Below are 16,086 nucleotides of genomic sequence, written 5' to 3' on the forward strand. Positions count from 1 at the left end.
AAAATATTTCAAAGCATATTATATAACTTACTTTGGCATTTTGTCAATAGTTTCTCTTTTACAGTTTATCCAGATTATTTAATAATACATCATTAAAACATAGAGATAACTGTCAAAAAAATTTGACAAGAAAAAACTGTTTTTTTTTTTTTTTTTTTTTTTTTTTTTTTTTTTTTTTTTTTTTTTTTTTTTTTTTTTTTTTGAAACTTTTTTAAAATTGACATTACAAGAAACAAATGGTATAATTTTTTTGTCAAATTATGTCGAAAAGAAGGGAAAACTGTGGAAGTATACAATTACAGCGAGCATTATCTTATAAAGCATTTAATGACGAGTTTGAAACATTATCACTATATAACTTACTTACACAGTATAAGAGTTGCAAAACTTACTTATTTAGTTTCTAAAAAATTAGAATTACCCAAAGAAGAGCAAATTTATAACTGTAAGGGGGGATTATTACACGATATTGGTAAAGTATTAGTACCTGTTTCCATTCTTGACAAGCCAGGACCGCTTACAGAATTAGAATACGAGTTTGTGAAGATACATCCAACTTATGGCTCGGAGATGTTAAAAATTTTTCCTTCATTGAAGGATTTGGTCCCAGGGGTACTTTACCATCATGAAAGATTAGATGGTTCTGGCTATCCTTTTGGTGTCAGTATTATTCCTTTAAGTGCTCAAATAATAGGAATTTGTGATTCTTTTGATGCAATGACTACAAAAAGGCCTTATAATGAAAAGAGGTTAAAAAGTATACACGAGGCAATATTTGAATTAAAAACCCAACCCAAAAAATATAATTACAAAATCGTAGAAGCATTAGAAGAGGCTTTGTGGGAGAAAAAGGGGAATCTACAACACTTTATTTCGATATAATAGGAGGGTAACAAATGAAAAGTATCAAAACAAAACTGTTGGTGTTTATATTTTTGGTTATTTTAATTCCCCTTGTCATAACAGGATATTTTTCAACAAATATTGCAGAGAGTGTTCTTAAGAACAAGATAAACGATTCCAATCAAGCAGCTTTATCTGTTTTAAATAAGTACATAAATTCTTTTAAACAAGACACAGAATCAATGATTGAAATGTTAGCTGAATCAAATGCTATAATGAATTATGATGGAAGCAGTGCTTTAGATGAAGCAGTACTTAAAAAATTAGAAGAAGTAAAAAAATCTATGCCAGACGCTATGAATGTGTATTTTGCGACACCTGATAAAAAGATGATTTTGTACCCACCTCAAAAACTAGAAAATTATGATCCAACAGAAAGGCCGTGGTATAAAGATGCTGAAAAAGCAGGAGGCAATATTGTCTGGACAGATCCTTATGAAGATTTTGCAAGTAAGATTCCTGAAATAACTGTAACTAAAGCAGTTATGGATTCAAATGGAAAGTTATTAGGCGTTTTAGGAATTGATATAAGTCTAGAACAACTTTCTAAAAATATCTCTAGTGTTAAACTTGGAAAGACGGGGTACATATACATAGTTACAAAAGATGGTATGACTATTACTCATCCGGATACTACTAAGTTGTTTACTTCTATAAAAAAATATGACTTTGGGGAAAAATTGTTAAGTCTTAATAATGCTACTATACAATACACTTCAAACAATGTGTACAAGTTTGCCAGTGTGAGAAATCTTGACAGCTTTGGGTGGAAAGCAGTAGTTACAATGGAAAATAGCGAATTAACAAAAGATGTCACAAAAATACGAGATTTTGTAATCACTGTAAGTGTAATAGTATTACTCATTGGATTTTTAATAGCTTACTTTTTCGCAAATTCAATATCTTCAGGAATCAAAAGAGTGGTAACTGCTATGTCTGCAGCAGCTAAAGGAGATATTACGGTTAAAGCTAACGTAAAAGCAAAAGATGAAGTGGGAATATTGGCAAACAGTTTTAATACCATGGTGGAAGGAATAAGAAGACTCGTCTTTGACATAAAAAGCGTATCAGAGTCTGTAAATCACGCAGCGGAAAACATGGCAGTTGCTTCTGAACAAGCAGCACAAGCTACACAGGATGTCGCGAAAGCCATTGAAGAAATCGCACAAGGAGCTTCAAGTCAAGCAAAAGAGGCAGAAGAGAGCGCTAATGCCACTGTGTTACTTGGGCAATTGATAGACCAATCCCTTAAAAACGCTGATGAGATAAACCAAGAAGTAGAGAATGTCAGCATGGTATCCAATGAAGGACTTGTCACTATAGATGACTTAATAGAAAAGACAAAACTGACAATAGAAGCGAATAACAATGTAAAAGAATCTACAAACTATCTCCTTGAAAAATCTGCAGAGATAAGCAAAATTGTAGAGACGATAACAGGCATAGCAGACCAGACAAATCTTTTATCACTAAACGCGGCAATAGAGGCAGCGAGAGCAGGAGAAGCAGGAAGAGGCTTTGCAGTTGTAGCAGATGAAGTGAGGAAATTGGCAGAACAGTCCTCACAGGCAGCGAGAAACATAGCAAACTTAATATCTGAGATACAAAGCACGATTAATGATACTTACAAGACAGTAGAAGACTCAACAAAATCGATAGAAAAGCAAAGCAATGTAGTCAATACCACAAAAGATGTGTTTGAAGGAATAATTCATGCAGTGAATTTTATAGTAGAAAAAATTGATAATCTTAATAAATCTTTAAAGGAGATAGAATCTCATAAGAACAAAATAGTTGATTCAATACAGAACATAGCGGCTGTATCAGAAGAATCCGCGGCATCAGCGGAAGAAGTATCCGCAACATCACAGGAACAGTCGGCAATTGTGGAAGAGATGGCATCAACAGCAAATGAACTTAAGAATTATGCCAATACGCTTATGGAAGCAATTAAACAGTTCAAAGTAGAGTAAGCGGGAGAACTCCCGCTTTTTAAATTTAAAAATGTATAAATATTAGCAGGATTTTTGAAGTGATAAATAGAAATATACTATATCACCAAATTAAAAAATTTATGGGGGGATTTAAATATGTCGAGGGTTATAAAAGCGCCAAGGGGGGCCACATTACATTGCAAGAATTGGCAAATAGAGGCGCCTTATAGAACTTTGATGAACAATCTAGATCCGGAGGTAGCAGAGGACCCGTCGAATTTGATAGTGTATGGAGGAGCAGGTAAAGCCGCAAGGAATTGGGAAGCTTTTGATAAAATAGTAGAGAGTTTGGAAAATTTAGAAGAAGATGAAACACTTCTCATCCAGTCTGGGAAACCTGTAGGAATTTTTAAAACTCATACAATGGCACCAAGAGTGCTCATATCCAATGCAATGTTAGTACCTGCATGGGCTAATTGGGAAAATTTCTGGGACCTTGAGGCAAAAGGGCTTACCATGTATGGGCAAATGACAGCAGGAAGTTGGATATATATAGGGACACAAGGGATAATAGAAGGAACTTTTGAGACTTTTGCAGCTCTTGCTAAAAAACATTTTGATGGAACATTGAAGGGAAAGTTTGTACTAACTGCAGGACTTGGAGGTATGAGTGGAGCTCAGCCTTTGGCTATTACCATGTTGGATGGCGCTTGTCTTATAGTAGAAGTGGACAGAAATAGAATACAGAGAAGATTAGATACTAAATACCTTGATGTAATGACAGACAATCTTGACAAAGCTTTAGAAATGGTTTTGAAAGCAAAAGAAGAAGGAAAGCCTTTATCAGTTGGACTTGTCGGAAATGCCGCAGATGTGCATCCTGAGCTTGTAAGAAGGGGAATAATTCCAGAGGTTGTAACAGACCAGACATCAGCCCATGACCCATTAAATGGGTATGTGCCAAATGGAATGACACTAGAAGAGGCATTTGCTCTTAGAAAATCAAATCCAGAGGAATATATAAAGAGAGCTAAAAAAGCTATGGCAGAGCACGTTTCAGCAATGCTTGAGATGCAAAAAAGAGGAGCAATAGCTTTTGATTATGGCAACAACATAAGGAGAATGGCTTATGATGAAGGGGTAAAAAAGGCTTTTAATATCCCAGGTTATGTTCCTGAGTATATAAGAGATTTATTCTCTGAAGGGAAAGGACCTTTCCGCTGGATTGCATTATCAGGTGACCCTGAGGATATTTACAAGACTGACGAAAAAGTTTTAGAACTTTTCCCTGAAGATACACTGCTTGAAAGATGGATTAGGTTAGCGAGAGAAAAGATTAAATTCCAAGGATTGCCTGCGAGGATTTGCTGGTTAGGATATGGGCAGAGAGCGGAATTTGGCCTTGCAATAAATGAAATGGTGAGAAAAGGCGAACTGAAAGCTCCTATTGTAATAGGCCGTGACCACCATGATACGGGTTCTGTCGCATCCCCTTACAGAGAAACGGAGGCAATGAAAGACGGCAGTGATGCTATTGCAGATTGGCCAATACTTAACGCCTTGTTAAATACTGCTTCAGGAGCTACATGGGTATCAGTACATCACGGCGGGGGAGTTGGAATAGGATATTCAATACACGCAGGAGTAGTAGTGTGTGCCGATGGAACAAAAGAGTCTGACTTGAGAATAGAGCGAGTTTTGACTTCTGACCCTGGTTCTGGTGTTATGAGACATGCAGATGCTGGATATGAAATTGCAATAAGAACTGCGAAAGAAAAAGGAATAAAAATGCCTATGCTAAAATAACGTTGGAAAGGATGAGGAAATAAATGGATCAGATAATTGAATGTGTACCTAATTTTAGTGAAGGAAGAGACCAAGAAAAAATAGCACAGCTTGTCAAAGAAGTTGTGTCGACGGAAGGAGTAAAGCTTTTGGATTACTCTTCCGATAAAGACCACAACAGGACAGTTATAACCTTTTGTGGAGATGCAAAGGGAGTAAAAGAGGCGGCTTTTAAGCTCATTAAAAAAGCTTCAGAGATAATTGATATGAGGTACCATAAAGGGGAGCATCCGAGGATTGGGGCAACAGATGTTGTACCCTTTATACCTGTAAAAAATGCTACAATGGAAGAATGTGTACAGATTGCGATAGAAGTAGGAGAAAGGGTTGGAAGAGAACTTAATATACCTGTGTATTTATATGAAGAAGCTGCTACAACTCTTGAAAGAAAAAATTTAGAAAATATAAGGCGGGGAGAATATGAAGGCTTTTTTGAGAAGATAAAACAGCCGGAATGGAAGCCAGACTTTGGTCCGCAGGAGATGAACCCAAAAAGCGGTGCGACAGTGATTGGCGCAAGAAATTTTCTCATTGCCTACAATGTCAATCTTGCTACAGACAATATTGATATAGCTAATAAAATTGCTAAAGCTATCCGATTTTCAAGCGGCGGTTACCGGTATGTAAAGGCGATGGGGGTGAAATTAAAAGAAAGAGGAATTGTGCAGGTGTCAATGAACCTTACTGATTTTAATAAAACGCCTATTTACAGAGTTTTTGAAACAATTAAAGCAGAAGCTTTAAGGTATGGGGTAAATGTTATAGGTAGTGAAATAATAGGGCTTGTGCCAGCAAAGGCTTTGTTTGATGTGGCAGATTATTATTTAAGAATAGAGAACTTTTCTGAAAATATGGTTTTAGAAAACAGAATATACGAATGAGGTGTTAAAATGAAGGCAGATTTGTTAATATACAACATTAAGAAAATTTATACACCTCTTGGCAATTGCCCACTATGTGGAAGTGACATGGAAAATATAGAAGAAATTGAAGATGCTTATATTGCAATAAAAGATGGGGAAATTTTAGCGGCAGGAAAATCACCTGCCGCAATTTCTGCAAAAGAAAAAATTGACGCAAAAGGCATGATTGCAATTCCTGGATTTGTAGACCCTCATACTCATCTTATACATTATGGCTCAAGAGAAAATGAAGTGGCACTTAAATTAAAAGGGTATTGTTATGTAGACATATTAAAGCAAGGTGGAGGAATACTTTCTACTGTTAATGTAACCAGAAATGCTTCTGATGACCACTTGATAGAAAAAGCTATGAAAAGCCTTGATATAATGCTATCTCATGGCACTACTACTGTAGAAGTAAAAAGTGGATATGGACTTAGCACAGAAGAAGAGATAAGGCTTTTAAGACTTATAAATAAGCTTAATTCAATCTCTCTTTTGGATATTGTTCCTACTTTTTTAGGGGCTCATTCAATACCCACGGAGTTTAAGGAGAATTCTTGGGGATATGTTGATAAAGTTGTAAACGAAATGATTCCCAAAGTAAAAGAGGAAAATCTTGCAGACTTTTGTGATGTTTTTTGCGAAGATGGAGCTTTTGACTATGAACAGTCTAAAAAGATATTAGAAGAGGCTAAAAAGCAGGGAATGAAACTTAAAATTCACGCTGATGAGTTGACACAAAGCGGTGGTGGAGAATTGGCGGGAATATTAGGTGCTGTAAGTGCAGACCATCTTGAAGAGGTATCTGAAAAAGGAATTGAACTTATGAAAAAAGCAGGTACTGTAGGGGTACTTCTTCCTGGAGTTTCTTACTTTTTAGATAGACCTTATGCCAATGCAAGAAAATTAATTGAAAAAGGTCTTGCTGTGGCTCTTGGTACGGATTACAACCCGGGGACAAGTCCTACAGAAAATTTACAGCTTATAATGTCTTTTGCGTATATAAAAATGAAAATGTCTGCTAAAGAGATTTTAACTGGTGTAACTTTAAATGCAGCTTGTGCTATTGATAGGGGAAAAGAAATAGGCACAATAGAAAAGGGTAAAAAGGCAGACATACTCTTAATTGATGCGCCCAATCTTGACTATATAATGTATCATTTTGGGATTAACCATGTAAATACAGTTATAAAGTCAAAAGGGGACAAAGCAGTTGTGATTGGAGTAGAATAGGGATAAGGCATAATGTTAAAATTTGTGATATAATAATATATGGTGATTATTATGTATAGCGTTTCGGAAAAATTAACTAATATATGCCAAAAATATAATATCGCATTGGTGTATTTATTTGGTTCACAAAAAGAAAATGCACTAAAATTGTTGAAAGGGGAAAAAGTAGTTATTTACGATCCGCTGACTGATATTGATGTTGGAATAGTTTTTTTGGAAAATATAGAATTTATGAAAGATCGATATAAAATTTATGCCAATGTTTACAATGAAATGGAAGAGGTATTTAAGCCATATAAATTAGACCTCGTATTTTTACAAGAAAGGCATTCCATTTTTCAATGTGAAGCTCTAAAGGGAATTTGTATTTATTACTATTCAGAAGAATTTAAAGATACGTATGAAATGCGAATTTTGAGGCGTGCAGCAGATTTTAAATATGTCTATGATAAATACAATGAAGAAGTTTTAGAAAAGTATTAAAAGTGTGGTGAAAATTATGATAAATCGCCAACTAATAATAGAAAGACTTACGCTTATGGATGGCTATTTAAAAGAATTAAAAGCCTTAGCTTCTATTGATAAGAATTCTTTTTTAAGTGATAAAAGAAATGCAGCAGCAGGTGAAAGTTTTTTAAGACGGACTCTCGAAGCAATATTTGATATAGGCAGGCACATTTTAGCTAAAACAGGGAATATTGATTTATCAACCGAATATAAATCAATTGCAAGAGGATTAGGTGAGTATGGATATGTAAGTCCAGAATTAAGTGATAAGTTAGTACAAATGGCTGGATATAGAAATCGTATGGTTCATTTGTATAATCTGGTAACAGATGAAGAACTGTATGATATTATTACTTCGGAACTTACTGATATTGAAGAGTTCATATCTGACATAAAAAATAAAGTGTTAGAAGTAAAATAATTGTACAAAAAATCCACAGCACATACTGTGGATTTTTTAAGATTCATATGACTTTCGTAACTTCTTGTATATGCAAAGATTTTTTCATCGTCCTCATATAGCAGAGTAATGTTTTGTTCTATCCCTTTACTGCACCGGCGGTTAATCCAGATATTATCCTCTTTTGGAATATGAGTACCATTATGATAAGAGGTACTGTTACGACAACAGAAGCCGCTGCAATATCTCCCCAAGGAAGGTCATGTTCTCCAGGAAACATGGCTATACCGACGGGTACTGTTCTCATTGAGTCTTGTGTGTTAAATACAAGGGCGAAGAGAAATTCATTCCATGCTGCTATAAACGTCAGAATGGCAGTTGTGAACATGCCAGGAGTAGCAAGAGGCATTATTATCTTTAAAAATGCTTGCATAGGAGTAGCACCATCTACTTTTGCGGATTCTTCAAGTTCAAAAGGAATTTCTCTAAAAAATGAGGTTAAAATCCATAAAGAAACAGGAATTGCAAAAGTAGTGTATGTCAGTATAAGACCTAGATAGCTATTTAATAAGTTTACATTTTTTAGAAAAATAAACAGGGGGCTTACAATAGCTATTCCAGGAAACATTGATACAGACAAAACTAAAGATAGTATTATTGATTTCCCTTTAAATTTAAGTCTTGCTAAAGCATATGCTGCAAAAGAAGATACAAAAAGACTAAAAAGAGTGGTAGATGAAGCAACAATAAAACTATTTTTCAAATAGGTTAAAAAAGGACGTTTAGTAAATACATTTACATAATATCCCGTATAAATCTTACTTGGAATCCATGTTGGAGGAATACTAAATAGTTCTTGTGGAGTTTTAAAGGAGGTAAGTGTTTGCCATAGGAAAGGGAAAATTATATATACAAGGAATATTGTTAAAAAAATATAGAAGATAATTTGGTTTATGGTATTTTTAAGTTTCATTTTTAAATCACCTCATTTCAAAATGCTTTTATCCAAAAGCTTTATATAGAATATTGCAAAAATGAAAACAAAGATGAATATTATAACAGCTATTGCTGAACCAATTCCAAAGTCAAGATTTCTAAAGAGGGTTTTATATGCATATATAGAAAGAGTCTCTGTTGAATTACCAGGTCCTCCTCCTGTCATTACAAAAATGAGGTCAAATACTCTAAAAGCGTCTAATGTTCTGAATATGAGAGCAACTAAGATTATAGGTTTTAATAATGGTAAAGTGATACTAAAAAATTGCCTTATACTTCCTGCTCCATCTACTTTTGCTGCTTCATAAAGGTCGTGGGATATATTCTGTAGCCCGGCAAGCAACAACAATGCCATGAAAGGTGCAGTTTTCCATACATCTGCAAATATAGCTGCCGACATTGCTGAAGAAGGGTTTCCAAGCCATGCTTTATAACTGCTTATTAAACCTATTTTCATTAAAATATCATTTAATACGCCAAACTGATCATTATAAATGAATTTCCACATAAGAGCTGATATTACAGTTGGAATTGCCCACGGAATTAACACAGCAGCTCTTACCAATCCTGTCCCTTTAAATTTTTTATTCATCAAAAGTGCCATTACCATTCCAAGTACTAATTCCAGCGCTACAGATACAACTGTAAAGAATACTGTGTTTAAGGTTGCAGACCAAAATCTAGAATCAGAGAATAGTGTGCCGTAATTCTGAAGACCAACAAAGTGTGTGAGCCCAGGAAGCTGCAATTTCATGTAATAAAGACTTAACTTAAAAGTATTTAATACAGGATATAAAGCTATTGCAATAATACAAAGTAAGGCTGGAGCAACTAATATATATCCCAATGTGGCTTCACTTAGTTGGAACTTAGATTGTTTAGTTGGAGACGTTAAATTTTTTTGCTCTATCACGTTACCACCTCTTTATATTAAGTGGCAGCAAAAAGCTGCCACTTCGGATTTGTATGAAGAAGTACTATTTACCGTTATTCTTTATTATTTCATCAAGGTCTTTTGCTACATTTTTAACAGCTTGTTCAGGTGAAATTTCTCCTGTTAAAGCTTTATGGAAATTAATTTGCATTGAATCAGACATTTGTGGATAAAATGGGGATACTGGTCTTGGTTTAGCTGTTATGAATACATCATAAAAATCTGCCCAATAGGGATTTTTTGCTAAAACTTCTTTGTCCTGATATAAAGATTTTATTGTTGGGAGATTGCCGCCTTCTAAAGCTGTAATTTTTTGCCCTTCTTCACTTGTTACGAATTCAATGAATTTCCATGCTTCTTCAGGATGCTTTGAATATTTGTTTATACCGAGATTCCATCCACCTAAAACTGGAGTGCCAACTTTGCCGTCTTTTCCTCTTGGAATAGGTGCTATACCAACTTTACCTTTTACAGGCGAATCATCAGAATTAAGCAATGACCAAGCATAAGGCCAGTTTCTCATAAAGATTGCTTCTCCTTGCTGGAACACATTTCTTGCATCTTCTTCTTGATATGTTGTAACACCAGGAGGTGCTATTTTAACTAAATCAACTAAATATTGTAAACCACCAATAGCTTGTGGAGTGTCAATAACAACTTTGTCTCCATCTAATACATTACCACCATTACTTCCAATTAATTCTAGAGCATCACATACTAAACCTTCATATTGATTGCCTTGAAATACTATGCCGTATTTTGTCCCGCCTTTACCAACGTTTTCTTTTGCCATTTGAATTAATTCATCCCAAGTTTTGGGAGGAGTGTTTATAATATCTTTTCTATAATAAAGGACTCCTGCGTCTGTAAATCTTGGCACTGCCCACACATGGCCATTATATGTTACTGCTTCAACGGGTCCCGGTAAAAACTTATCTCTCATTTCTTTTGTAAATTTATCATCTAACGGGAGTAACCAATTAGCAGCAGCAAATTCAGGTGTCCAGATAATGTCCATTGCTAAAACATCAATACTTGAATCACCTGCGGATAATGCTGTAACATAAGAATTGTGCTGGTCATCTGTGGAATTAGGTAGTTCTTGAACTTTGACTTTAATGTTTGGATATTTTTTTTCAAAAGCTTCGACTAATTTTTGGGTTGCTGGTGTAGAGTCTTTACCTGTAGAATAGGTAATTGTGACTGGTTCATTCTTAGAAGTATTACTTGAAGTAGATGAGGTTGTGTTAGAACCACAACCGGCAATTAGAGTTCCTATTAATGCCAGTGAAACTATTGATGCTAGGATTTTATTTTTTTTACCCATCTAAATTCCCCCTTAAATAGTATTGGTGTTGTATAATAATTATATAAGAAATCGGTTGCAAAAATAATGTGACATTTTTAATATTTTGTGTATTTTTTTATAAACTTTTAAAATAAAGAAGGTAGTTGCTATATTTATGTTGAAATATTTATATAAAAGGTGATTTTTATGTTATACAAAAAAATTTTACTTTCATACATTTTAATAATAGTTATACCGCTCATAATGGTAGCGGCGACAACAGGCAATATTACATCAAGATATATAAATGAAGAGGTAAAAAAGACTACTTTTCAGACCCTAAATCAGGCAAATAAAAATATATCAAAAATGCTAGAAAATATGAAAAATGCTATATTATATATTTCAATGAATAAAGAACTTCAGTATAATTTATCACGCAATGGGGGAGAAACTCCTTTTCAAATAAACAGAGAAGTTACAGCTATAAGAAACAGTATATTATATCCCGGAATATTTAATGAAAATTATTCTTCTGTAGAAATTTTTGCTTTGCATAAAAATCAATATCCAATGAGATTAGAACAAAATGATGTGATGTCTTCAAAAGTAGTAGAAAATAAAGTATGGTACAAAAAGACTATACAGCAAAATGGCAGGTTGTACTGGTATATAAACGACGATTTTGGAAGACAAATGATTTCTGTTTCAAGGTTGGTTTTCGATATAAAAAATTTTGCCAAACCTATAGCAGTTATTTGTGTAGATATGGACATATCCAAAATTGCTTCAGTGTTATCTGATATACACCTGGGGAAAACAGGTAAGGTATATCTAGTTGATGATAAGGGAGGACTCATATATTCCGAGGACAAAAGCTTTTTATATCGTTATACCACTAAATTATACAATAGGAGTGCTGGAACTGATTTTGTTACTATAAATGGTAATAAAATAATGGTTATATACAATACTCTACCTCAAAATGAGTGGAAACTTGTTGGCATGGTATCTATGGCTGAACTTAATGAAAAAGCTGAGATGATAAGAAACTTTATCTATCTTACTGCGCTTTTGAGTCTTGTAATTGCAGCCTTAATTTCTCTTTATTTTTCATACAGTATTTCACAGCCAATAATAAAACTCGCTGCTGAAATGAAAAAAGTTGAAAAAGGTAATTTTAACATAAGTGTTGAAGAAAACTGGGGTGGAGAAATAGGAGTATTGTATTCAAGTTTTAACTACATGATAAAAAGGATAAATGAACTTATACATGAAGTGTATTTATCAAAAATAAAGGAAAAAGACGCGGAATTAAAAGCTTTGCAGGCACAGATAAATCCACATTTTTTATACAACACACTTGATACTGTAAATTGGTTGGCAGTAAAACATAATGTACCTGAAATAAGTAAGATTGTAAATTCTTTAGCATCAATTTTGAGATACAGCATCAATAAAGGGAATGATGTAACTACTGTTGAAAATGAATTGAAGCATGTTGAAAGCTATATTACAATTCAAAAAATCAGATTTAAAGATAAGTTTGAAGTGAGTTTTAATATAGATAAAAGAGTTTTACACTACAAGACGATAAAGTTAATTTTGCAACCTCTTGTTGAAAATGCAATAATTCATGGGATAGAGACTTTTGAAGGAAAAGGGAAAATTTTGATTAACGGTTATTTAGATGGTGAAAAAATTGTATTTGAGGTCATAAACAATGGTAATCCTATAGATTTAGATTTAGTAAATAAACTATTGGATTCGCCAGCAGGTGATAAAGATAGCTATGGAATACAAAATGTTAATGAAAGGATTAAGTTATATTATGGAGAAGAGTATGGACTTTATTACCAAGCAATAGATAGCAATACGGTTGCCCGAATTGTAATTCCTGCTGTTTTGTGAGGTGGATTTTATGAAAATTTTAATTGTAGATGATGAACCGATTGTAAGAGAAGGGCTTAAAAGTAATGTTAGTTGGCAGGAACTAGATTTACGTGTGGTAGGGTGCGAAGCCAATGGGAAAAGTGCTCTTGATGTGTTTAACAGAGAACAACCTGATATAATTTTAACGGATATCCGCATGCCTTTTATGGATGGACTCGAACTTACAAGAGAAGTCAAAAAGCTAGACCCTTTAGTTGTGGTGATTTTGTTAAGCGCATATGATGATTTTAAATATGCTCAACAAGCTATAAGGTTAGGAGCCTTTGATTATATTTTAAAACCTATAGACATTGACACTTTAAAAGAAACTATAAGACGAGCGGTTTTAAAAAGAAAAGAGTTATTGGACAAAGAAAAGGAACCATTGCCATCATTGAACAAAAAAGATTTGAAATTTTTTAAAGCGGAATATTATAAATATCCTTTAAAATTGGAAGAGGAATTGTCAAAAGCGATAAAACGGGGAGATAAAGATTTGGCTCTTAACATTTTTAACAATATTTGGAATGAATTTCAGGAGAAAGATTATACAGAAGACTTTATAAAAAGATGGGGGTTGGAACTTGTTGCAGTTATTACGCGGTCACTTATAGAAATTGGAGAAAATGCAGATATTTTATTTAAAGAAACGGACCCTTGGAGACAAATTTCAGATGTGTCTACTAAAGAAAAACTTCGCGAATGGATGAGAAACATAATAGAGGTAGTATGTGAATATGTTTCTCTTACTAAAAACTCTAAAAACAAAAAATTAGTTGATGAGGCTGTCAAACTAATACAAGAAAATTATAGTGATTTAAATATTTCTTTAAACAGCATTGCTGAAAAATTATATATAACCCCAAACTATTTAAGTACTTTATTTAAAAATGAAATGGGTGTCACATTTTCAGATTATTTAACAGCTTACAGGATTGAAAAAGCGAAAGAGCTTTTAAAAGATGTAAAGGTAAAAATATACGAAGTAGCTGAAGCTGTTGGATATACTGATCAACATTATTTTAGCAAAGTTTTTAAAAACATAACGGGTTTTACTCCAAAAGAGTATAGAGAAAAAATATTGTAACAATTTTTTTGGCAGTTGTATTACGGAAATTATATATCATTGGTATAATAGGTAGTGGGGGAAAATATATACACAGAAAAGGAGATGATTTTATGCTAATTGATGATTCATTAAAGGAGTATATTGAAAAAGTGGCCTCAAAATCACCAACACCGGGAGGAGGAAGTGTATCGGCGGTATCAGCAAGCCTTGGGATTGCCCTTTCTTCTATGGTTTACAATCTTACAATAGGGCGAAAATTTTATGAGGAATATACTGATGATATTAAAGAAGAGATTCAACAAGGGCTTAGTATATGTAATCGACTTCTTGCAGAATATGTAAAGCTTATTGATGAAGACACTGTAGCTTATGACGAAGTGATGAAGGCCCTTAAAATGCCAAAAGATACTGAAGAAAATAAAAAAATAAGAAACGAAGCACTTCAAAAAGCTTATATTAACGCTATGAATGTTCCTCTAAAACTTGCGAGATTATGTGGAGAGGCATTTACCCCGACGATGTTGATTGCGGAATACGGGAATCCTAATGCCATATCTGACGCGGCAGTCGGGGCTATTCTACTATATGCGGCAATAGAAGGAGCTGTTTTAAATGTAAAAGTGAATATTCCATACATTAAAGATAGAGAAATTACTGAAAGTGCAAATAAAGAGTGTGATGAGATTTTGGCAAAATACAAAAATATAAGGGATGAAATTGTAAATAAAGTTTTAAGTAAAATTTCTGGATAGAGTGCGATTAGCACTCTTAATTTTATGCTTTTTTATGAAAATATTGCCTAAAAAATAAGCTTTAAATTTTGCATAAAAAATTGTTGGTGCAGAAATATAAAGAAAAGAGAAGATTTTGAAAGATATCTATAAAAGAGCTTATTAAAATAACTTATTTTAGAATTTGTAACAAGAGATTAATAAAGTTATAATAAGGTTAGATGTCAGACAAGTCTATATGTTTACTACTTGTATAAGTAGTAAACGGTAACAAAAATTTTTATAGGAGGTTATATGATGAAGAAGTGGCGTGTTGTTTTAGTATCTGTGTTGATCTTGCTGCTGTCAGTATCAGTATTCTTATCAGGATGTTCTTCAAAGACAAAGCAAGAAAGCACACAACCTCAAACTACTACACAAGAGGCTAAAAACAAAAACTTTAAAGTAGGTTTAGTTACAGATGTTGGTGGTATTAATGATCACAGCTTTAACCAAATGGCTTATGAAGGCTTACAAAGAGCTGCTAAAGAATTGGGTGTTACAGTTAACGTAATACAATCAAAACAAATGACTGACTACGTTCCAAACTTAACAAATTTTGCACAACAAGGTTATAACTTAATAATTGCAGTAGGTTTTATGATGCATGATGCTGTTGAAGAAGTATCACAAAAATTCCCAGATACAAAATTTATGATAATTGACTCAGAAGTTACAGACAGACCTAATGTTTCATCGGCTATGTTTAAGACAGAACAATGTGGCTATCTTGTAGGTGCAATGGCTGGATTAATGGAAAAAGAAAAGGCTGGAAAAGTAAAAGGTACAAACATAATAGGTGTTGTTGGTGGGATGCAGATACCACCAGTTGATAGCTACATTGCAGGTTATCAACAAGGAGCAAAGGCTGTTAATCCAGATGTCAAAGTTATTGTGAACTATACAAATAATTTCAATGACCCTGCTGCAGGTAAACAAATGGCTTTGACGGAGATAAGCCAGGGTGCAGAAATCATTTTCCAAGTTGCTGGTGGTACTGGTGACGGAGTAATAAAAGCGGCACAAGAGAAAAACGTATATGCTATTGGTGTTGATGCAGACCAGAGTTATCTAGCACCTGATAATGTTTTAACTTCTGCTATGAAGAGGGTTGATGTTGCCACCTTCGACATTATAAAGGATACTTTAAATGGTAACTTCAAGAGTGGTATTGTATACTTTGATTTGAAAAATGATGGTGTTGGAATAGGAAAAGTGAACAAAGATGTTCCGCAATCTATCGTAGATAAAGTTAATCAATTAGCTCAAGATATAAAAGACGGCAAAATAACAATATCCGATAAAGTTTCAAAATAAACTAAAATCAAAAAAAACGGGGCTCATGCTTTGAGCCCCTTTTTGGAGGTAGG

14 protein-coding genes are annotated in these 16,086 nt (G+C 33.8%); 11 read left to right on the forward strand and 3 right to left on the reverse strand.

The window, feature by feature from the left end:
- The first annotated feature begins 282 nt into the window (after positions 1-282).
- From THYS13_RS12520 to THYS13_RS12550, 7 genes are all read left to right on the forward strand, one after another.
- On the forward strand, positions 283-882 hold the full coding sequence (locus tag THYS13_RS12520) for an HD-GYP domain-containing protein (RefSeq protein WP_029688965.1): 600 nt from the start codon (positions 283-285) through the stop codon (positions 880-882).
- 14 nt (positions 883-896) lie between these two features.
- On the forward strand, positions 897-2,876 hold the full coding sequence (locus THYS13_RS12525) for a methyl-accepting chemotaxis protein (RefSeq protein ID WP_042834867.1): 1,980 nt from the start codon (positions 897-899) through the stop codon (positions 2,874-2,876).
- Between the two features lie 117 nt (positions 2,877-2,993).
- Positions 2,994-4,643, forward strand: coding sequence for a urocanate hydratase (gene hutU, locus THYS13_RS12530; RefSeq protein ID WP_042834868.1), 1,650 nt, complete (start codon positions 2,994-2,996; stop codon positions 4,641-4,643).
- 23 nt (positions 4,644-4,666) lie between these two features.
- Entirely contained in the window at positions 4,667-5,563 is an 897-nt protein-coding gene (gene ftcD, locus THYS13_RS12535; protein ID WP_042834869.1) for a glutamate formimidoyltransferase, read from the forward strand.
- 9 nt (positions 5,564-5,572) lie between these two features.
- Entirely contained in the window at positions 5,573-6,820 is a 1,248-nt protein-coding gene (gene hutI / locus THYS13_RS12540; RefSeq protein WP_042834870.1) for an imidazolonepropionase, read from the forward strand.
- Positions 6,821-6,871: 51 nt separating this feature from the next.
- On the forward strand, positions 6,872-7,303 hold the full coding sequence (locus THYS13_RS12545; protein WP_029688969.1) for a nucleotidyltransferase domain-containing protein: 432 nt from the start codon (positions 6,872-6,874) through the stop codon (positions 7,301-7,303).
- 16 nt (positions 7,304-7,319) lie between these two features.
- A complete protein-coding gene (locus THYS13_RS12550) occupies positions 7,320-7,748 on the forward strand; it encodes a DUF86 domain-containing protein (protein WP_042834871.1) in 429 nt (142 codons plus the stop codon).
- A gap of 118 nt (positions 7,749-7,866) precedes the next feature.
- On the opposite strand, the gene THYS13_RS12555 is transcribed toward THYS13_RS12550, so the two are convergent.
- The 3 genes from THYS13_RS12555 to THYS13_RS12565 form a co-directional block, all read right to left on the reverse strand.
- Positions 7,867-8,700 carry a carbohydrate ABC transporter permease gene (locus THYS13_RS12555; protein ID WP_042834872.1) on the reverse strand — a complete coding sequence of 278 codons (834 nt, stop codon included), beginning with the start codon at positions 8,698-8,700 and terminating at the stop codon, positions 7,867-7,869.
- A 12-nt stretch (positions 8,701-8,712) separates the two neighbouring features.
- Complete coding sequence (locus tag THYS13_RS12560; protein ID WP_042834873.1) at positions 8,713-9,636, reverse strand: carbohydrate ABC transporter permease; 924 nt, start codon at positions 9,634-9,636, stop codon at positions 8,713-8,715.
- Between the two features lie 64 nt (positions 9,637-9,700).
- The gene (locus THYS13_RS12565) at positions 9,701-10,984 is read right to left on the reverse strand and encodes an ABC transporter substrate-binding protein (protein WP_042834874.1); all 1,284 of its coding nucleotides are present in this window, start codon (positions 10,982-10,984) and stop codon (positions 9,701-9,703) included.
- Positions 10,985-11,152: 168 nt separating this feature from the next.
- On the opposite strand from THYS13_RS12565, the gene THYS13_RS12570 reads away from it, so the two are divergent.
- From THYS13_RS12570 to THYS13_RS12585, 4 genes are all read left to right on the forward strand, one after another.
- Complete coding sequence (locus tag THYS13_RS12570; protein ID WP_042834875.1) at positions 11,153-12,856, forward strand: sensor histidine kinase; 1,704 nt, start codon at positions 11,153-11,155, stop codon at positions 12,854-12,856.
- 10 nt (positions 12,857-12,866) lie between these two features.
- A complete protein-coding gene (locus tag THYS13_RS12575) occupies positions 12,867-13,964 on the forward strand; it encodes a response regulator (protein ID WP_042834876.1) in 1,098 nt (365 codons plus the stop codon).
- Positions 13,965-14,056: 92 nt separating this feature from the next.
- Positions 14,057-14,698, forward strand: a complete 642-nt coding sequence (locus THYS13_RS12580) for a cyclodeaminase/cyclohydrolase family protein (protein ID WP_042834877.1) — start codon at positions 14,057-14,059, stop codon at positions 14,696-14,698.
- A gap of 276 nt (positions 14,699-14,974) precedes the next feature.
- Entirely contained in the window at positions 14,975-16,033 is a 1,059-nt protein-coding gene (locus THYS13_RS12585) for a BMP family protein (RefSeq protein ID WP_042834878.1), read from the forward strand.
- The last annotated feature ends 53 nt before the right edge of the window (positions 16,034-16,086 follow it).

The organism is Thermoanaerobacter sp. YS13, assembly GCF_000806225.2.
GTDB lineage: Bacteria > Bacillota > Thermoanaerobacteria > Thermoanaerobacterales > Thermoanaerobacteraceae > Thermoanaerobacter > Thermoanaerobacter uzonensis.